Genomic DNA, 18,810 nt, shown 5'->3' with positions numbered 1-18,810 from the left:
TTAGAAGAATGAATCAAACATATTAAATAACGCACTCGCCGAAGAGCGCGGTGGATGTACATAAATCACTTTGCCTGCATGCGGAGGCGTACGGTTTTCAATGCGAATTCGCGGTGGTCGATCGGCACCTTCATGCAAGACTTTAATTTGTGATGTCCAAAGTCGTCCCGTACTTTCACTATAAAATAAAGGCAGGGCTGAAACAGGTACGTTCATGCGGTCGAAGCGCAGTTGTAAATGGCTGGTGTTGTGGAACTCAATGGGCGTCACTGCACGAAATGCACGTGGTTTGAGTTGATGCAATTCAGTTCGACCATCGACAGCCGTAGCGTAGGCAATTTCACCTGTACGGTGGTTTGGCCCAAACCACGTTTCTTTGGGTAAAATCACAGGAATATCAAATAGGGGATCGCGCTGACCTTCGATAAAACCCGAAATCCATAACGGGGTGCTGATATACAACGTCCCACGCTGACCCGCTGGAATATAAATCGGATCGACAGGTTTAATCACCACGGAACGATCGGCCAAACGTGGCATCAGTTGAATCGTATGGTGGGTGTTTTTAAACATGTAGCGTTTAATTTCAACGGGGTGTGGAAAGGCGAAATGTGGGTCTTCTATCGCATGCCATTTTTGCTCATAGTCATACTGAACTTGAGGGCGATGGAACTCTAAACGCCACTCTTGTAGGCCGCGGGTGAGGCGAAAAAGTAATGAGCCGAACTGCCACGCACGGGCTTGATTCAACTCGAAGTTGTATTCCCCCCACCATTTTAAATTGGGGCTATCCGATTCAAACAGTTCATTCATATTAGGCAACAGCACATTTCCTTATATTGCAAATCAGTGAAAAACAGACTTCACGCTGTCATATGCTTAGAGTACACTCAAAATAATATTTTTCATCATTATTATAATTTTAAGATGCAAGTGCTTAAACAATTACAAATTCCCTATAGTTTTGCGAAGCGTCATGGCGTGCTGTTGCGTTACGAAGGCGATCAAGCCTTTATTGTGCGCCGTGAAAGTACGCCGTTGTTGGCTTTGCAAGAGGCACGCCGTTTTTTAGGTGTGGCAGCACAACATCAACTGTGTAGTGATGAAGAATTTCACCAGCTTTTAAGCAGTAGTTATGCCGGGGATAGTGGCGAATCACAACAAGTGGCCGCAGGTTTAGAAGATCATCCCGATTTACTTAGTTTAGCTGACCAAGTGCCTGAAGCTGAAGATCTGATGGATCAAGAAGATGATGCTCCAATTGTTCGTTTGATTAATGCATTATTGTCTGAAGCCATTCGTGTTGGCGCATCCGATATTCATATTGAAGCCTTTGAAAAGAAACTATCGGTGCGTTTACGTGTCGATGGGCAATTACGTGAAATTGTGCAGCCACGCCGTGAACTCGCACCGCTGTTGGTATCTCGTATTAAAGTCATGGCAAAACTGGATATTGCAGAAAAACGGATTCCACAAGATGGACGTATTTCGCTGCGTTTGGCTGGGCGTGAAGTCGATGTGCGTGTATCGACTTTGCCCTCATCACATGGCGAACGTGTAGTGATGCGTTTATTAGATAAACAAGCCGGTCGTTTGAATATGACTCATTTGGGCTTATTGAAACCTGACTATGAGCGTTTAACCCAATTGGTACATCGTCCACACGGGATTATTTTGGTCACAGGGCCGACAGGTTCAGGTAAAACGACAACGCTTTATGCGGCACTTTCGGACCTCAATGATGGTTCGAAAAATATTTTGACCGCAGAAGACCCGATTGAATATCAACTGGAAGGGATTGGCCAGACGCAAGTTAACACCAAAGTCGATATGACTTTTGCGAGAGCCTTAAAGGCCATGCTGCGTCAAGACCCAGATGTGGTGATGGTGGGTGAAATACGTGACTTGGAAACGGCTGAAATTGCGGTACAAGCATCGCTCACAGGGCATTTGGTTTTATCTACACTGCATACCAATACGGCCATTGGTGCGGTGACCCGTTTAAAAGATATGGGCATTGAGCCATTTTTGCTGTCGAGTTCTTTGATTGGTGTCATTGCACAGCGTTTAGTGCGAACCTTATGTAGCCATTGTGTGACATGGCATGAAGCCGATACTTTTGAAACACAACTGTTTCAGCATTTGAACCCAAAAGCAGAACTTCAGTTACCTCAACCGAATGGCTGTGAACGTTGTTCACATACGGGTTTTACGGGACGGACGGCAATTTATGAAATTGTCGCTGTGGATGATCAAATGCGTCGTTTAGTTCATGGTAATGCCGCTGAATATGAATTAGAAAGTTATGCCCGACAACACTCAGGCTCTATTCGTGATGATGGTTTGCGTAAAGTGTTGACGGGGAAGACTACGTTGGAAGAAGTATTACGTGTGACCAATGAAGCGGCTGAATAATAGAATATCGACTAGTAGATACGGGTTATGCGTGTAGTTGTATTATCCTGAAATTACCTGATGTGTTTGTATGGCAGCGTCCGTTTTACTTTTAGAATGAAAATAAAGAACTTTATAATGATGAATAAATCCTTAGCCTTGTTTGGTGTGCTGAGTGGTATGGTATTTTTTATTCCACTCAGTTTTGCAAAAGATGAAACTTTTAATGTTTATAAACAATGCCATGATGAAATGGAGTGGTCTTGTGATGTTATTAGAGACACCAATGGCAAGAAAGAAAAAGTTTATGGTGGTATGAAATCACCAAATATTGAGCGGTTAAATCAAAATTATTATCATGTTCAAATGTCATGTGGCAGTCCATGTCAGGCTCATAGTTTTCTATCGAGAAATAAACAAGAAGATGATGTGACTCAAGAATTTATCGCTATTGATACGAAGAGTAATTGTTTAATTGAAACTGATTCTAAACACAATAAAATCACAGCTCGCCAATTAAATTCGAAAAAAAGACATACTTTGATCAGTACCCAGCACCCTATTTTTCAAAATGTCCCTATTTTTGATATTGCCCAATACACGGTGTTCCAAGGCACTTCATATTTTGATCCAAAAGGAAATTTGATTTTGCTGGCAGATGAAATCGATGATCAAAAGAAATTTAAAAAGATATTTCCAAACCCTTGTAAGTTATGAAAGCTCTATCCCAAAGCAATGACTTCGGGATAGAAAAGATGACTTAAACAATCACATTCAATGTCACATCAATATTGCCACGCGTTGCATTTGAATAAGGGCAAACAATATGTGCTGCATCCACTAATTTTTGCGCTTCGGCTTGCTCTAAACCTTCTAAATGAATATTTAAAGTCACTTGAATACCAAAGCCTGTTGGAATCGGGCCAATACCTACATCACCTTCGATATAAACATCAGGTGTAATTTTTAATTGGTCACGGTTAGCAACAAACTTCATTGCACCTAGAAAACATGCAGAATAACCTGCGGCAAAAAGCTGTTCAGGGTTCGTTCCACCACCTGCGCCGCCCATTTCTTTAGGAACGGTGAGTTTTACATCTAAAATTCCATCAGAAGAGGTTGCGCGACCATCACGGCCACCTGTCGCTTTAGCATGTGCTGTATAAACTACTTTTTCTAAAGACATTGTGATTCCCTGAATATTGTATTTGAGTCCTTATCCTGTCCTAAATTGCAGAAAGAATAAGCAGTGTTTTTGTAAATTTATACAGAGTGTGCTTACGATTAGGTTGAAGGTTTAGTCTATTAAATATCAATGATATGGATGTCTACTATTGTTTTTTAACATTCGCGATCGGGGCTTGTCGATGTGAATGAAAACTGAGAGCGATTCGGGATATTATTAATTTTTAAAGGTAAATAGAGTCATGCATTTTATGAGTGCTAGAGCTACTCAATGAAAGAGCAGCAGTGAATCAATATGAAGTTTTTGTGCGAAGAATAACCTTGTCTTAAACGATCGCAGCGTGATTAAAACTGCACTAATTTTCGGTGTTGCATTAACGGCATGCTTTCACGGATTTGAGCTTGTTCTGCCAAGTCAAAAGGTACAGTAATCAACTGTGCACCCGGGTTAAGAATTAAATCCAAAACTTGACCACGGCTATTGGTTGCTGCTGCATGTCCCCAAGTCTGTCTTTTTTCACCATGCCAGCCTTGTTGCGCTGCGCCTAACACGATGCTTTGGCTATCCATCGCACGGGCTTGTAATAATAACTGCCAGTGCATTTGCCCCGTAGTGTAGGTAAATGCAGCAGGAGCAGTTAAAATATTTGCACCACGCGCGCGTAAAGTTAAAGCCAGTTCAGGAAAGCGTAAGTCATAGCAAACCATTAAGCCAATATTACCAAAAGGTGTTTTTGACACAACGACATCTGTACCAGGTTCAAAAAACTTAGATTCTTGGTAGCCACCCACAGCATCGCCAACTTGTACGTCAAACAAATGAATTTTGTCATAACGTGCTTCAGTACGTTCAGGGCTAATGCAAAGACTGACTGTACGAACACGACCATCTTCAATAACAGAACCATCTGGACGGAACGGGCATGGGAGAGTACCTGCGACGATCCAGATCTGATATTGATGAGCAAGATTTTCTAAACGCTTTTGAATGTCTTCAAACTGTGCAGCGGTCTCACGTTGTTTGCCTGCGGCAAAACAAACGAAGTTTTCGGGGAATACAATAAGTTCAGCACCATTTGCTTTACTTTGTTGAATGAGAGACTCAATGACAAGGAAGTTTGCTTCAATGTCATTTTGAGAGTTCATCTGTACAACAGAAAGTAAAGTCATAAATGGGCCTATAAAATTTGTTGTTATGCGTTTTGTTGCTGTGACACTTGATCGAGGCTGTCTTGTTCTTTTTGCAACTGTTTGACCAGCGGTTCAAACATATTTTGATTACTTTGATTCAGTTCCATCAAAGTCTTATGCGCATCTAGTACGGTGTTTAACATATTACGATGTGTAATGTGTTCTTCCATCAGTTCGAGGGTACAAACGTTTGGATCGCCACAGTAGTTTAAAATCACAAAAACCTGCCCTAGCCCCATACTGTTGGCTAAGGTAGTGATATCAGAGTTGGTGGACAACATTACAGCTTGGATATTATGGATCTGTTTAAGCTTTAAGCCTAACTTTGCCAAAATGCCTAACACAGTGCTGTCGATGAATGTAGTTTGGGTTAAATCTACGATTGCACCAACAACATTTGACTGTTGTTCAATACGGTTTAAAAGTTTGTCTAGACTGATACAAGATTGGGCACGCACTTCGCCAATAAGCTTAAAAATATGCGTTCCATTCAAGCTTGCATATTCAACATGACCTGTTGACATATAAATGCCATTTGCAGAGAAGGATAGGAAATTATCCCATAGGGCAAATACTTACTCAAGTATCTAACAGTCTTAGAAGATAGGATATTGTAATAAGTTATTGATAATTTGATTAATTCATTCGGCGTAAACTTAATATAGCAATATCGTCTGCAACATGCTCTGGTGCTTCAAAGGATTGATTTTGCAAATGATAGACCAATTGTGTGAACTGATCATTCAGCCCGCCATTGAAAGGTTCGAGTGCGCCATCGGAACAAATAATGAAGCGGGCATGACGGTTGAGTACACATTCATGCTCTTCAACTTCCAATTCTTCAGTAAGGCCTAAAGGAAAACTACTGGTATGTAATATTTTAGGAGCTTGATTTGGCTCAAAGATAATTGCGGGGGGGTAATGTCCTGCACTCGACCAGCGAAGTTGATGGGTTTCGAGGTTTAAAATCCCTGCAATCATGGTGATGTGCTTTTCAATATTCTCTTGAACCAACATGCCATTGAGTTTCTTAATTAACCCACGCGGTGTTTTGGCGCGACCATGAAAAGCCGCCATCCAAGAGGTTAATAAGCTACTGGTGACCCCATGACCAGATACATCAGCCAAATAGAACATCACTTCTTTATCGCTAATTTTCCAATAATCAAACCAGTCTCCAGACAAATAAGCAGAAGGCTGAAAAAACGTTTCAACGGTGTAGTTTTGGAGTTCTATAGCGTTTGGCAAAAGTCGCTTTTGTAACTCTGCTGCAGAAGGTAAATCTCGACTGTCTTGATTACGCTTATATTGAGCATCAATTTTGAGTAAGGATTGCTGTGGGTTACTGGGCAGTTTATTCCACATCCAACCTGCTAAAGCACCGAGTTCCCAAGCTTGGGCTAAAGCACTACCTTCATTTTCAAAGGCAAGGACAATGGTGGGCAGAGTCCATTTATAATCTAAATAATCTTGGATATCGGCAATAGCAATAATAGTCGGGTCATAAAGATCAAGGTCTTCTATGCGAATCATTTGCACACTTGGTAGTGTGTCTAGCACCTGTTCTAAATATGGAATATGGCGAGAGGGTTGAATGAAATACATAAAAAAAATGGCTTATCCTTAGCATTAAGCTATTGCTTTACTATAACAAGCAAATTACAGCTAGAGAAAAAAAATTCAACTCTAGCTGCAATACATTGTTATTCCGTATCTAACATTTGATGCGATTCATTGGTTGATGGAGAGCTAGAAGAATCATCATCACCGACCTCATCAATGAACATTCCTTCAGCTTCTTGGCCTTTTTTCTCAGCAATAATGAAGTTTTTACGTTGTAAATAAATATCACGAATTGAGGAATATTTGTCGCCTTGAATCGCACCCTCAATATCAATCAGTTGTGATCGCACATCAATACCACGTAAAGTCTGTTCCGCCCAATACAGGCCTTCTTCATCTTCTAATATGTATCTTTGTGGGCGCGCATAGCCATCAACAACCAAGCCAAAACCATCACGGAAAGTACTTGGCCCAAAAACAGGAAGTACTAGGTATGGGCCAGATGGAACCCCCCAATAGCCAAGAGTCGTACCAAAGTTTTCATCTTCAGTTTCTAAACCCAAGCGCGAAGCAGGATCTGCAAAACCTAAAGTAGTTACCGTATTAATGGTAAATCGACCTAAAGTTTTTGCGGCACGGCCGGGACGACCTTGTATAAGTTGGTTCACCGCATTCCAAGGTTCACCGAGGTTTTTACGAAAGCCACTATAAGAGTCACGAATCGGAGAAGGGATCTTTTCTTTATATTCAACCGCAATTGGGCGAACGATCGCACGGTCTAAAGCATCATTGACGGCAAAAATTTGTCTATTTAAAGGTTGAAGCGGATCTTTTACATTATCAGGTTGTGCTGCATTGGCATCTACTTTTAAATCTTTTGCTTTAATATTCTTTAATTCTTTAAGCGAAGAAGATTGAGCTGTTTGCGGATCAGCACTGGTATCTATTTCGCTGGCAGCTGTAGGCGCTACATCTTCAGCAAATGCAAATGTTGTAAAGCCTACAAAGAGTAGACCAGCACATAAGTGGCGAATGTGTTGCATATAAAAGAGTTCCGGAACTTTATAATCAGCAGGTGAATTAAAAAAATAATCTTTTAACTATCTTAACAGCTCTTTATTGCTCATTGTTAAATCAAATTTTAAGAAATGTTAGTAAAAAAGCGACATTTTGCTGAATAAGTAAACAGTTGGAGGTTTTTTTATAAATAATTGAATAAAGGGGGTTGTGTTGGTTTGGAAATGCTGTAGAATGCACATCCATCGGCGGTGATGTTGATTAAAACTTGTTGAGAAACAAGGATTTAGCCCAAGCGGTAGAATCTGGAAGTCTTGAATAGGTTTAAAAATAATTAACAAAACCAGTTGACTTCTTCTTGAAAGAGAGTAGTATAGCCGACCTAGCTTGCTGATGACGAATCAGTGAGAAGATCATTAAGAGATTATGAAGAACAACTTGTGTGGATTTTTACTGATTGATCGATCGAAAATATTTCATTGATTGATGGTAAAAATTACTCGAAGTTTATTTGAGAAATATTTGTCAGAAAATTGATGAGCCAAGATTTGTAGCCATAAGCTACTAATGATTTTAACTGAAGAGTTTGATCATGGCTCAGATTGAACGCTGGCGGCAGGCTTAACACATGCAAGTCGAGCGGGGAAGGGTAGCTTGCTACCTGACCTAGCGGCGGACGGGTGAGTAATGCTTAGGAATCTGCCTATTAGTGGGGGACAACATTCCGAAAGGAATGCTAATACCGCATACGCCCTACGGGGGAAAGCAGGGGATCTTCGGACCTTGCGCTAATAGATGAGCCTAAGTCAGATTAGCTAGTTGGTGGGGTAAAGGCCTACCAAGGCGACGATCTGTAGCGGGTCTGAGAGGATGATCCGCCACACTGGGACTGAGACACGGCCCAGACTCCTACGGGAGGCAGCAGTGGGGAATATTGGACAATGGGCGCAAGCCTGATCCAGCCATGCCGCGTGTGTGAAGAAGGCCTTTTGGTTGTAAAGCACTTTAAGCGAGGAGGAGGCTACTGAGATTAATACTCTTGGATAGTGGACGTTACTCGCAGAATAAGCACCGGCTAACTCTGTGCCAGCAGCCGCGGTAATACAGAGGGTGCGAGCGTTAATCGGATTTACTGGGCGTAAAGCGTGCGTAGGCGGCTTTTTAAGTCGGATGTGAAATCCCTGAGCTTAACTTAGGAATTGCATTCGATACTGGGAAGCTAGAGTATGGGAGAGGATGGTAGAATTCCAGGTGTAGCGGTGAAATGCGTAGAGATCTGGAGGAATACCGATGGCGAAGGCAGCCATCTGGCCTAATACTGACGCTGAGGTACGAAAGCATGGGGAGCAAACAGGATTAGATACCCTGGTAGTCCATGCCGTAAACGATGTCTACTAGCCGTTGGGGCCTTTGAGGCTTTAGTGGCGCAGCTAACGCGATAAGTAGACCGCCTGGGGAGTACGGTCGCAAGACTAAAACTCAAATGAATTGACGGGGGCCCGCACAAGCGGTGGAGCATGTGGTTTAATTCGATGCAACGCGAAGAACCTTACCTGGTCTTGACATAGTAAGAACTTTCCAGAGATGGATTGGTGCCTTCGGGAACTTACATACAGGTGCTGCATGGCTGTCGTCAGCTCGTGTCGTGAGATGTTGGGTTAAGTCCCGCAACGAGCGCAACCCTTTTCCTTATTTGCCAGCGGGTTAAGCCGGGAACTTTAAGGATACTGCCAGTGACAAACTGGAGGAAGGCGGGGACGACGTCAAGTCATCATGGCCCTTACGACCAGGGCTACACACGTGCTACAATGGTCGGTACAAAGGGTTGCTACCTAGCGATAGGATGCTAATCTCAAAAAGCCGATCGTAGTCCGGATTGGAGTCTGCAACTCGACTCCATGAAGTCGGAATCGCTAGTAATCGCGGATCAGAATGCCGCGGTGAATACGTTCCCGGGCCTTGTACACACCGCCCGTCACACCATGGGAATTTGTTGCACCAGAAGTAGGTAGTCTAACCGCAAGGAGGACGCTTACCACGGTGTGGCCGATGACTGGGGTGAAGTCGTAACAAGGTAGCCGTAGGGGAACCTGCGGCTGGATCACCTCCTTAACGAAAGATTGACGATTGGTAAGAATCCACAACAAGTTGTTCTTCATGACGATGTATCTGAGGGTCTGTAGCTCAGTTGGTTAGAGCACACGCTTGATAAGCGTGGGGTCACAAGTTCAAGTCTTGTCAGACCCACCAAATCTGACTAACAAGCATTGTTCAATGCTGAATACAGAAAAACAGAGACATTGACTTATTGATAAGCTGGGGACTTAGCTTAGTTGGTAGAGCGCCTGCTTTGCACGCAGGAGGTCAGGAGTTCGACTCTCCTAGTCTCCACCATAGATTATAGAACTTAGTAAGTTAAAGCTTATTAACTTCTGTGATTTATCGCAGTTTCCTGACCTGACGAAGGCTGGAAAAATCATTAACAGAATATATTTGAGTTGAAATAATTTGTTCATACTCGTTTTTAAGATCGACATTAACAGTGATTTATTACTGATTGATGAAGATTGAAGAAATGAGTTACTAGCGAAATTAACTGAATCAAGCGTTTTGGTATGTGAATTGAATTGAAGCTGTACAGTGTTTAAGTACACAGAACAACAAACTGTATGATCGAGCAATCGATCTGTCCTAGTACTACTTGTAGGTACTACGACTGTTTGGGGTTGTATAGTCAAGTAATTAAGTGCATGTGGTGGATGCCTTGGCAGTCAGAGGCGATGAAAGACGTAATAGCCTGCGATAAGCTCCGGGGAGGCGGCAAATATCCTGTGATCCGGAGATTTCTGAATGGGGAAACCCACCTGTCATAAGGCAGGTATCGTATGATGAATACATAGTCATACGAGGCGAACGAGGGGAAGTGAAACATCTCAGTACCCTTAGGAAAAGAAATCAATTGAGATTCCCTCAGTAGCGGCGAGCGAACGGGGAAAAGCCCATTAAGTCATATAAGTTCTAGTGGAATGCTCTGGGAAGTGCAACCATAGTGGGTGATAGTCCTGTACACGAAAGGGCTTATATGATGATGTCGAGTAGGGCGGGGCACGTGAAACCTTGTCTGAATATGGGGGGACCATCCTCCAAGGCTAAATACTCCTGACTGACCGATAGTGAACCAGTACCGTGAGGGAAAGGCGAAAAGAACCCCTGTGAGGGGAGTGAAATAGATCCTGAAACCGCATGCATACAAGCAGTGGGAGCCGACTTGTTCGGTGACTGCGTACCTTTTGTATAATGGGTCAGCGACTTACATTCAGTAGCGAGGTTAACCGCATAGGGGAGCCGTAGAGAAATCGAGTCTTAATAGGGCGTTTAGTTGCTGGGTGTAGACCCGAAACCGGGTGATCTATCCATGAGCAGGTTGAAGGTTGGGTAACACTAACTGGAGGACCGAACCCACTGTCGTTGAAAAGCCAGGGGATGACTTGTGGATAGGGGTGAAAGGCTAATCAAACTCGGTGATAGCTGGTTCTCCCCGAAAGCTATTTAGGTAGCGCCTCGGACGAATACCATTGGGGGTAGAGCACTGTTTCGGCTAGGGGGTCATCCCGACTTACCAAACCGATGCAAACTCCGAATACCAATGAGTACTATCCGGGAGACAGACTGCGGGTGCTAACGTCCGTAGTCAAGAGGAAAACAATCCAGACCGCCAGCTAAGGCCCCAAAATTATAGTTAAGTGGGAAACGATGTGGGAAGGCATAGACAGCTAGGAGGTTGGCTTAGAAGCAGCCACCCTTTAAAGAAAGCGTAATAGCTCACTAGTCGAGTCGGCCTGCGCGGAAGATGTAACGGGGCTAAAACTATATGCCGAAGCTGCGGATTTGCAATTTATTGCAAGTGGTAGGGGAGCGTTCTGTAAGCCGATGAAGGTGTATTGAGAAGTATGCTGGAGGTATCAGAAGTGCGAATGCTGACGTGAGTAACGACAATGCGAGTGAAAAACTCGCACGCTGAAAGACCAAGGGTTCCAGTCCAACGTTAATCGGGGCTGGGTGAGTCGACCCCTAAGGCGAGGCCGAGAGGCGTAGTCGATGGGAAATTGGTTAATATTCCAATACTTCTATGTAATGCGATGAGAGGACGGAGAAGGTTAAGTCAGCCTGGCGTTGGTTGTCCAGGTGGAAGGTTGTAGGCATGTATCTTAGGCAAATCCGGGGTACTCTATGCTGAGAACTGATAGCAAGCTGTACTTGTACAGTGAAGTGGCTGATACCATGCTTCCAGGAAAAGTCTCTAAGCTTCAGTTACATAGGAATCGTACCCGAAACCGACACAGGTGGTCAGGTCGAGTAGACCAAAGCGCTTGAGAGAACTCTGCTGAAGGAACTAGGCAAAATGGTACCGTAACTTCGGGAGAAGGTACGCTGCCGACGGTGATAGGATTTACTCCTTGAGCTATTGGCAGCCACAGAAACCAGGCCCCTGCAACTGTTTATTAAAAACATAGCACTCTGCAAACACGAAAGTGGACGTATAGGGTGTGATGCCTGCCCGGTGCTGGAAGGTTAATTGATGGGGTTAGCGTAAGCGAAGCTCTTGATCGAAGCCCCAGTAAACGGCGGCCGTAACTATAACGGTCCTAAGGTAGCGAAATTCCTTGTCGGGTAAGTTCCGACCTGCACGAATGGCATAATGATGGGGGCGCTGTCTCCAGCAGAGACTCAGTGAAATCGAATTCGCCGTGAAGATGCGGTGTACCCGCGGCTAGACGGAAAGACCCCGTGAACCTTTACTGCAGCTTGACATTGAACTTTGATCTTACTTGTGTAGGATAGGTGGGAGGCTTTGAAACCGAGACGCTAGTTTCGGTGGAGCCAATCTTGAAATACCACCCTGGTAATATTGAGGTTCTAACTCTGTCCCGTTATCCGGGACGAGGACCATGTCTGGTGGGTAGTTTGACTGGGGCGGTCTCCTCCTAAAGAGTAACGGAGGAGTACGAAGGTGCGCTCAGCGTGGTCGGAAATCACGCGTAGAGTATAAAGGCAAAAGCGCGCTTAACTGCGAGACCCACAAGTCGAGCAGGTACGAAAGTAGGTCTTAGTGATCCGGTGGTTCTGTATGGAAGGGCCATCGCTCAACGGATAAAAGGTACTCTGGGGATAACAGGCTGATACCGCCCAAGAGTTCATATCGACGGCGGTGTTTGGCACCTCGATGTCGGCTCATCTCATCCTGGGGCTGAAGCAGGTCCCAAGGGTATGGCTGTTCGCCATTTAAAGAGGTACGCGAGCTGGGTTTAGAACGTCGTGAGACAGTTCGGTCCCTATCTACCGTGGGCGTTGGAAATTTGAGAGGATCTGCTCCTAGTACGAGAGGACCAGAGTGGACGAACCTCTGGTGTACCGGTTGTGACGCCAGTCGCATCGCCGGGTAGCTATGTTCGGAAGGGATAACCGCTGAAAGCATCTAAGCGGGAAGCCTACCTCAAGATAAGATTTCCCTAGGACTTTATGTCCTCTAAAGAGCCGTTGAAGACTACGACGTTGATAGGTTGGATGTGGAAGCATAGTGATATGTGAAGCTGACCAATACTAATTGCTCGTGAGGCTTGACTATACAACACCCAAACAGTTGGTGTTGTGGTTCAAATCACTGCAAACAACTTGATTTAGTTATAAAGCTAAGTACAATGTGCAAATTAAATTAACTCAGATATTCTGTTAATAACTCATTTGATGAAAGTTAGGCATACACAATGTGTAAATAAGACCAAACGAATAGTCATAAACAGTTGTGCTGGCGACAATAGCAAGAGTGAACCACCTGATCCCTTCCCGAACTCAGAAGTGAAACCTCTTAGCGCTGATGGTAGTGTGGAGTTATCCATGTGAGAGTAAGTCATCGCCAGCTCATTAATTCAAATCCCCCTCCGCTTAATGCAGAGGGGGATTTTTTTATGCAAGGAAGATTAAAAAATAAACGAATCAATCGTCTAATTGAGGTTTATCGTAATTAAATAAAATATCCTAAATAGTCATAATTATTATTTAAATTAAATTTTCTATTTTTATTTCTATTTTTAGTTAATTTTTACTATGAACTAAATACTATATTTATATCTAATTTACTTTAGGTTTTATTGTTAAGTTTTATTTTATTTTTTATAAGAAAACCAAATATTAATAGTTAGTTTATTTATTTTTAATGAGAATTAAATCACTTATTTAGACTAATGTTGAATTTTTATATTGCTATAAATTGTGTGAATATAACACCAAATTACTTTGGTGAATGACTTCTGTTTTGGCTAAATTAGCACATTATAAAAACTGAAGGGCGCTAGTTAAAGTGCAATGAAACAATAGCTCATAGGAGGTGAATAATGTCAGCTAAAGCAGTTAATGTGAATGATATTATTGATCGTGCAAAATTTTCCGGTTTCCATTTTCAAGTTATTGCTTGGTGTTTGCTAATTATTTTATTTGATGGTTATGATTTGGCAATTAATGGTGTGGTATTGCCATTATTAATGGAAGACTGGGGCTTAAGTGCTGTACAGGCGGGAATGCTAGCCAGTACTGCCCTAGCCGGCATGATGTTTGGTGCAATGATATTTGGCTCTTTGGCGGATAAAATTGGCCGTAAAAAAGTCATTATGATCTGTATTGTGCTTTTTAGCGGGCTTACCTGTGCAGGTGGTTTTGCATCAAACCCAACAGAATTTGCGGTTTTACGTTTCCTTGCGGGACTTGGAATTGGCGGGGTAATGCCAAACCTTGTTGCGCTGACATCTGAGTATGCACCACAAAAAATGCGTAGTACTTTGGTGACTACGATGTTTAGTGGTTATGCTGTGGGTGGTGTAATGGCTGCATTGTTAGGTGCGTGGTTTACTCCAAGTTTTGGTTGGCAAATTATGTTTTTTATTGCCGGTATTCCATTGTTGTTATTACCTGTTATTTGGAAGTTTTTGCCCGAGTCTTTGACTTTTATTGTGCAACAAAACCGTCAGGCGGAAGCACGTAAAATTGTTCGTCGTTTAGCACCAACAGTGATAGTAAAAGAAGATACAACTTTTGAGTTGCATCAGGTTGATGTGCCAGAGTCTGCAAATGTTGTGAGCTTATTTAAACGTGGGCGCGCAGTAAATACCTTGTTATTTTGGCTGGCGTTCTTCACCTGCTTACTGACTATGTATGCTTTAAGCAGTTGGTTGCCGAAGTTAATGATGGCAGCAGGTTACTCAATGGACAATAGCTTGATGTTTATGATGGTGATGAACATTGGTGCTGTGATTGGTATTGTGGGTGGAGGGATCTTGGCAGATCGCTTCCATTTGAAACCTGTTCTGATGTGCTTGGGGATGATGGGTGCTGTTGTGATGAGCTTGATGGGCTTTCAATCGAATCAATTCCTTTTATATATTTTAGTATTCTTGGCGGGTGCTGCATCCATTGGTTCGCAAATGCTGCTTTATAGCTATGTCGCTCAGTACTATCCACTTGCTGTTCGTTCAACGGGGATTGGTTGGTCGTCTGCGATTGGCCGTATGGGTGCAATCATTGGACCAATTTTAATCGGGAGTTTGTTGGGTATGAATTTGCCTGCCCACTATAACTTTATGGCTGTGGGTTTACCTGTGTTGATTACTGCTATTGCGGTTGCGCTGATTATGCATGAGGATGAATCCGAAAAGATTGGTGCAAGTCAGTCAGCTATTTCTAGAGTATAAAATGAAAAAGAAGCCTCCATAAAGGGGCTTTTAAAATTATTAAAATTTACATAAGATGGCTATAACCGAAAAATATGTTGATAAGATCTTGGATACTATAAAAATTTCTAGTAAGGAAGTGGAGCAGCTACTTACATTAAGCGAAGGGCATTTTTTAGATTTTAAGTCTATTCGAATTTCTCCAGCAAAGTGGCTTTGTTGCACAAAGATTTGAAATGCAAAGCGCCCCTAATTGAGCCAAATTTAAGGCGTAACTTGGGTAAGTGGTCGACCTAATTCCGTAAATCTGTTAAGGACTGCTACACGTGCATGGATCTCATTCACTTGGCTATCAAAACTCCTTGCACTGAGTTTATCTCCTAATAATTTGATGCAATGCATCTTAGTTTCAACCAAACTTCGACGATGATAGCCTGACCATTTTTTCCATAGTGTCCTGCCTAAACGTTTAATTGTTCGAAGTAATTCATTTCGCTCTAGCGAGCTACTCTTTGTATCTTTCCATGGTTTCGCATTTTTTCTAGGTGGAATCACCGCATGCGCTTGCCGATCTGCAATGACCTGACGGCATTGCTTGGTGTCATAAGCTCCATCGGTATAAACACAGTTAATCTGCTCATCTTGTGGAATCTGATTAAGTAAATCACCAAGCACCTGTGAATCACTGACATTATTGGTTGTAAGCTGAACTGCTCGTATTTGTAGGGTTTTAGCATCTATACCAATATGAAGTTTACGCCATTGGCGACGATATTCAGGTCCATGTTTCTTGCGTTTCCATTCGCCCTCACCTAGAAACTTCATGCCTGTAGAGTCCATGAGTAGATGCAGCCCATCGCTACTTTTTTGGTAGCTGATTACAATATCAATATGCTTTTGTCTTCTACAAAGCGTGGTGTAATCTGGAGCTATCCAATTTAATCCGCAAAGTTTAATCAGACTTTGCACAAAGCCAGTGACCATACGTAAAGACAGACGGAATAAGGATTTAATCATTAAGCAGCATTGGATGGCTGCGTCGGAGTAGGTTTGATTTCGCCCTTGTTTGCCTTTTGATGGCGCATACCATTGCGTAGCAGGATCAAACCAAATGGCAATATTTCCGCGACTCATGAGTGCTCGGTTATATGCGGGCCAATTGGTTGTGCGGTAGATTTTGTGTGTAGGCTTCTTCATTTGAAAATTATATCGCTGAAAAACCCTTTACAGATAGGTTTGTGCAACAAAGCCCAGCAAAGTTAACAAAATCTATAGCAGCTTTTGCAAATGCAGAAGGTGGTGAGTTATTAATTGGAATTGAAGATAACCCAAGACAATGGGTAGGTTTTGATAATATAGAAAGTGCTAACTCACATATTCAAGTTTTAGATCAAATATTCCCTTTAGGTGGTGATATCGAGTGTGAGTTTTTGAAATCAGAATCTTATAATGGACTTGTTTTTAAAGTAACTATTAATAAATCTAGAGATTTGAAAGTTGCTAATGATGGAAAAGTATATATACGACGAGGTGCACAGAGTCTTCCTATTGAAGATGAGGAAAGATTACAAACGCTTCGTAGAGACAAGGGAATTATTTCATTTGAAACTGATTTAGTAAATTGTCCTCTAGAGTTTGTAACAAATTCCGAAGAAATTATTGGTTTTCTACTTAATGTAATTCCAAATGCAGAACCTGAAGTATGGTTAAAGAAACAGATGGTTATACAAAATGGTAAGCCAACAGTTTTATCAATACTACTTTTTGCTGAGGAACCGCAAGCAATATTGCCTAAGAGGAGTGGACTAAAAATCTATAAATATAAAACCTCTGATGAGGATGGTCATCGTGAAGAGTTGGACTTTCAACCAATTTCAATAGATGGAAACGTATATAAGCAGGTCTTTAAGGCTGTAGTAGATACAGTCCGAATAGTTGAATCTGTTAGATTACAGACTTCAGATGGTTTGGTTTCTGTTAAATATCCACAAGAAGCTATACATGAAATTATTACAAATGCATTAATTCATAGAGATTATTCTATTTCTGAAGATATTCATATTCGCATTTTTGATAATAGAGTAGAGGTTTGGAGTCCTGGTAAACTACCTGGGCATATTACACCAAATAATATTTTAACAGAGAGATATGCGAGAAACCCTGGATTAGTAAGGCTTATAAATAAATTTCCGGATCCACCAAATAAAGATATTGGTGAAGGCTTAAATACTGCATTTGAGTCTATGAGAAATTTAAAATTGAAAATGCCTGAAATCATTCAAGATGGTAATTATGTAAAAGTAATTTTGAAACATGAGCCTTTAGCAAGCCCTGAAGAGTCAATCCTTTTATATTTACTAAAAAATCAGGAAATTGCTAATAGACATGCTCGAGATATTTGTTTTATTAAATCGGAAAACAAAATGAAAAGAATTTTGCAAGGTCTTGTAAGCAGTGGTTTATTAGAACCAGTTCCGGGGCGTACACGTTATACTGCAGCATACCAGTTAACAGAAAAGGGTACGGAAACAGCTAGAAGATATAATTAGAAGCTATTAAATAGAGATAACATATGAAACTCAACTCATTCTCCCCAATTCCTGAAAACGATGATGAACTGCATTTACCTGAACTGGTGTACTGGGCATCTTTAGGTGAACTCGCTGAAGTGGAAAAAAGTCTCGCTAATGGTATAGATGTGAACTCCACCGATGATGAAGGCTATAGCGCACTGCAAGCGGCGGCTGAAAATGGCTATCTAGATGTGGTAAAACTACTGGTTGAAAAAGGTGCGAATGTCTATTACAGAGGTGAATATACTGCGCTTCAACTGGCTGAAATGGCAGAACAAGTAGAAATTATTGAATACTTAAAAAGTCTGTGACTTTTAAAAAGTGAATAAAAGAGCCTGATCAATATCAGGCTCTTTTTATTTTATGGCATCTTAAATGGACGAATTGGATTCAATTTCTTTCAATATCACTTGATTAAAAGCGGGAAGATCTTCTGAACTACGTGAGCTGATGAGCGTCCAACCACCTGCATTACATGTGTGAACGGCTTCATCGACCCATATAGCACCTGCATTTTCCAGATCGAGTCGTATATTTTTATGCGAAGTCAGATGCTTAGTTTTAATCTGTTCAGCTTTAATCAAAACTAAAGGCGCATAACAAATCACAGCTATTGGTTTGGCTTGGTTGCTAAAACTTTGGATAATTTCGAGCGCTTTAGGATGGTGGTGTAATAGATCGGCATTAACTGCACCGCCGGGGATAATCAGCAAGTCGTAGTCGTCATAATGAACATGATCCAAATCGACGTCTGGAGGATAGCTTGCTGCCGAGTCTGAGTCCATTTTGACAGTTCGAACATCACTAGCTTCAATCGCGGCATGAATGCATTCTATGCCTTTGGACTGTAGAAAATGGAGAGGCTGAATTAGCTCATCATGCTCTACGCCTATATTTGAGGTTATGGACAATACTTTTTGAGTCATATAAACCTCCTAAATAATGTCTATGCTTTAGCCTAACAAAGCAGAATGATACCGATGTTTTGATTTAACGGACTCTTGTAAGTAAGTGAAAGTAGCCGATGCAGTGTTTCGTGTAACTTTAGACTGTGTGAAGGTTTTAATGATCCTTTTCAATAATTGATATGCATTAATACATCCATAAAATCTAAAACTAGGTAGGAAATGAAAAACAATCTGCTCAAAAAATGTAGGTTTTTTGAA

The 18,810-nt window shown here is 42.0% G+C and carries 13 protein-coding genes, 2 tRNA genes and 3 rRNA genes; 10 read left to right on the top strand and 8 right to left on the bottom strand.

Annotation, left to right across the window (positions count from 1 at the left end; all coding sequences use genetic code 11):
- Window positions 1-813, bottom strand: a complete 813-nt coding sequence (locus tag AC0KVP_RS13620; protein WP_332477296.1) for a hypothetical protein — start codon at window positions 811-813, stop codon at window positions 1-3.
- A gap of 114 nt (window positions 814-927) precedes the next feature.
- Here AC0KVP_RS13620 and gspE point away from each other — a divergent pair, with 114 nt between their 5' ends.
- Together gspE and AC0KVP_RS13610 are read left to right on the top strand one after the other, a co-directional pair.
- On the top strand, window positions 928-2,415 hold the full coding sequence (gspE, locus tag AC0KVP_RS13615) for a type II secretion system ATPase GspE (protein WP_473337312.1): 1,488 nt from the start codon (window positions 928-930) through the stop codon (window positions 2,413-2,415).
- A gap of 117 nt (window positions 2,416-2,532) precedes the next feature.
- The gene (locus tag AC0KVP_RS13610; RefSeq protein WP_473337310.1) at window positions 2,533-3,111 is read left to right on the top strand and encodes a hypothetical protein; all 579 of its coding nucleotides are present in this window, start codon (window positions 2,533-2,535) and stop codon (window positions 3,109-3,111) included.
- A 43-nt stretch (window positions 3,112-3,154) separates the two neighbouring features.
- Here AC0KVP_RS13610 and AC0KVP_RS13605 read toward each other — a convergent pair whose 3' ends face one another.
- The 5 genes from AC0KVP_RS13605 to AC0KVP_RS13585 all read right to left on the bottom strand — a co-directional run bounded on the left by AC0KVP_RS13605 (window position 3,155) and on the right by AC0KVP_RS13585 (window position 7,376).
- A complete protein-coding gene (locus AC0KVP_RS13605; protein ID WP_005400731.1) occupies window positions 3,155-3,580 on the bottom strand; it encodes an organic hydroperoxide resistance protein in 426 nt (141 codons plus the stop codon).
- Between the two features lie 344 nt (window positions 3,581-3,924).
- A complete protein-coding gene (locus tag AC0KVP_RS13600; RefSeq protein ID WP_224467375.1) occupies window positions 3,925-4,749 on the bottom strand; it encodes a carbon-nitrogen hydrolase family protein in 825 nt (274 codons plus the stop codon).
- Window positions 4,750-4,772: 23 nt separating this feature from the next.
- The gene (gigB, locus tag AC0KVP_RS13595; RefSeq protein ID WP_004692241.1) at window positions 4,773-5,294 is read right to left on the bottom strand and encodes an anti-anti-sigma factor GigB; all 522 of its coding nucleotides are present in this window, start codon (window positions 5,292-5,294) and stop codon (window positions 4,773-4,775) included.
- A gap of 112 nt (window positions 5,295-5,406) precedes the next feature.
- Entirely contained in the window at window positions 5,407-6,375 is a 969-nt protein-coding gene (gene gigA, locus AC0KVP_RS13590; protein ID WP_473337306.1) for an RsbU family protein phosphatase GigA, read from the bottom strand.
- A 98-nt stretch (window positions 6,376-6,473) separates the two neighbouring features.
- On the bottom strand, window positions 6,474-7,376 hold the full coding sequence (locus tag AC0KVP_RS13585; protein ID WP_114836809.1) for an MlaA family lipoprotein: 903 nt from the start codon (window positions 7,374-7,376) through the stop codon (window positions 6,474-6,476).
- A gap of 548 nt (window positions 7,377-7,924) precedes the next feature.
- Here AC0KVP_RS13585 and AC0KVP_RS13580 point away from each other — a divergent pair.
- The 6 genes from AC0KVP_RS13580 (at window position 7,925) to AC0KVP_RS13555 (ending at window position 15,092) form a co-directional block, all read left to right on the top strand.
- Window positions 7,925-9,462 (top strand): 16S ribosomal RNA (locus AC0KVP_RS13580).
- Between the two features lie 61 nt (window positions 9,463-9,523).
- Window positions 9,524-9,600: transfer RNA gene (locus AC0KVP_RS13575), tRNA-Ile, on the top strand.
- Window positions 9,601-9,668: 68 nt separating this feature from the next.
- A tRNA-Ala gene (locus AC0KVP_RS13570) sits at window positions 9,669-9,744 on the top strand.
- Window positions 9,745-10,082: 338 nt separating this feature from the next.
- Window positions 10,083-12,976 (top strand): 23S ribosomal RNA (locus AC0KVP_RS13565).
- A gap of 179 nt (window positions 12,977-13,155) precedes the next feature.
- Window positions 13,156-13,270, top strand: a 5S ribosomal RNA gene (gene rrf, locus AC0KVP_RS13560).
- Together the 16S, 23S and 5S rRNA genes with 2 tRNA genes alongside form the textbook arrangement of a ribosomal RNA operon.
- Window positions 13,271-13,742: 472 nt before the next feature.
- On the top strand, window positions 13,743-15,092 hold the full coding sequence (locus AC0KVP_RS13555; protein WP_473337303.1) for an aromatic acid/H+ symport family MFS transporter: 1,350 nt from the start codon (window positions 13,743-13,745) through the stop codon (window positions 15,090-15,092).
- 243 nt (window positions 15,093-15,335) lie between these two features.
- On the opposite strand, the gene AC0KVP_RS13550 is transcribed toward AC0KVP_RS13555, so the two are convergent.
- The gene (locus AC0KVP_RS13550; protein ID WP_031953526.1) at window positions 15,336-16,268 is read right to left on the bottom strand and encodes an IS5-like element ISAba12 family transposase; all 933 of its coding nucleotides are present in this window, start codon (window positions 16,266-16,268) and stop codon (window positions 15,336-15,338) included.
- A gap of 41 nt (window positions 16,269-16,309) precedes the next feature.
- Between AC0KVP_RS13550 and AC0KVP_RS13545 the strand changes: the two genes are divergently transcribed.
- Window positions 16,310-17,620, top strand: coding sequence for an ATP-binding protein (locus tag AC0KVP_RS13545; RefSeq protein ID WP_473337301.1), 1,311 nt, complete (start codon window positions 16,310-16,312; stop codon window positions 17,618-17,620).
- A gap of 23 nt (window positions 17,621-17,643) precedes the next feature.
- Window positions 17,644-17,955, top strand: a complete 312-nt coding sequence (locus AC0KVP_RS13540) for an ankyrin repeat domain-containing protein (RefSeq protein WP_473337299.1) — start codon at window positions 17,644-17,646, stop codon at window positions 17,953-17,955.
- 60 nt (window positions 17,956-18,015) lie between these two features.
- On the opposite strand, the gene AC0KVP_RS13535 is transcribed toward AC0KVP_RS13540, so the two are convergent.
- On the bottom strand, window positions 18,016-18,570 hold the full coding sequence (locus AC0KVP_RS13535) for a DJ-1/PfpI family protein (protein WP_473337297.1): 555 nt from the start codon (window positions 18,568-18,570) through the stop codon (window positions 18,016-18,018).
- Window positions 18,571-18,810: the final 240 nt, after the last annotated feature.

It is taken from the genome of Acinetobacter sp. DL27, from assembly GCF_055810995.1.
Note: the sequence above shows the minus strand (reverse complement) of the source record. Positions and strands in the feature narration are given on the sequence as shown.

Bases quoted from the DNA above. Each gene is read 5' to 3' on its own strand.
- AC0KVP_RS13620 (WP_332477296.1), bottom strand. From the start codon at position 813: ATGAATGAACTGTTTGAATCGGATAGCCCCAATTTAAAATGGTGGGGG.
- gspE (WP_473337312.1), top strand. From the start codon at position 928: ATGCAAGTGCTTAAACAATTACAAATTCCCTATAGTTTTGCGAAGCGT.
- AC0KVP_RS13610 (WP_473337310.1), top strand. From the start codon at position 2,533: ATGATGAATAAATCCTTAGCCTTGTTTGGTGTGCTGAGTGGTATGGTA.
- AC0KVP_RS13605 (WP_005400731.1), bottom strand. From the start codon at position 3,580: ATGTCTTTAGAAAAAGTAGTTTATACAGCACATGCTAAAGCGACAGGT.
- AC0KVP_RS13600 (WP_224467375.1), bottom strand. From the start codon at position 4,749: ATGACTTTACTTTCTGTTGTACAGATGAACTCTCAAAATGACATTGAA.
- gigB (WP_004692241.1), bottom strand. From the start codon at position 5,294: ATGTCAACAGGTCATGTTGAATATGCAAGCTTGAATGGAACGCATATT.
- gigA (WP_473337306.1), bottom strand. From the start codon at position 6,375: ATGTATTTCATTCAACCCTCTCGCCATATTCCATATTTAGAACAGGTG.
- AC0KVP_RS13585 (WP_114836809.1), bottom strand. From the start codon at position 7,376: ATGCAACACATTCGCCACTTATGTGCTGGTCTACTCTTTGTAGGCTTT.
- AC0KVP_RS13555 (WP_473337303.1), top strand. From the start codon at position 13,743: ATGTCAGCTAAAGCAGTTAATGTGAATGATATTATTGATCGTGCAAAA.
- AC0KVP_RS13550 (WP_031953526.1), bottom strand. From the start codon at position 16,268: ATGAAGAAGCCTACACACAAAATCTACCGCACAACCAATTGGCCCGCA.
- AC0KVP_RS13540 (WP_473337299.1), top strand. From the start codon at position 17,644: ATGAAACTCAACTCATTCTCCCCAATTCCTGAAAACGATGATGAACTG.
- AC0KVP_RS13535 (WP_473337297.1), bottom strand. From the start codon at position 18,570: ATGACTCAAAAAGTATTGTCCATAACCTCAAATATAGGCGTAGAGCAT.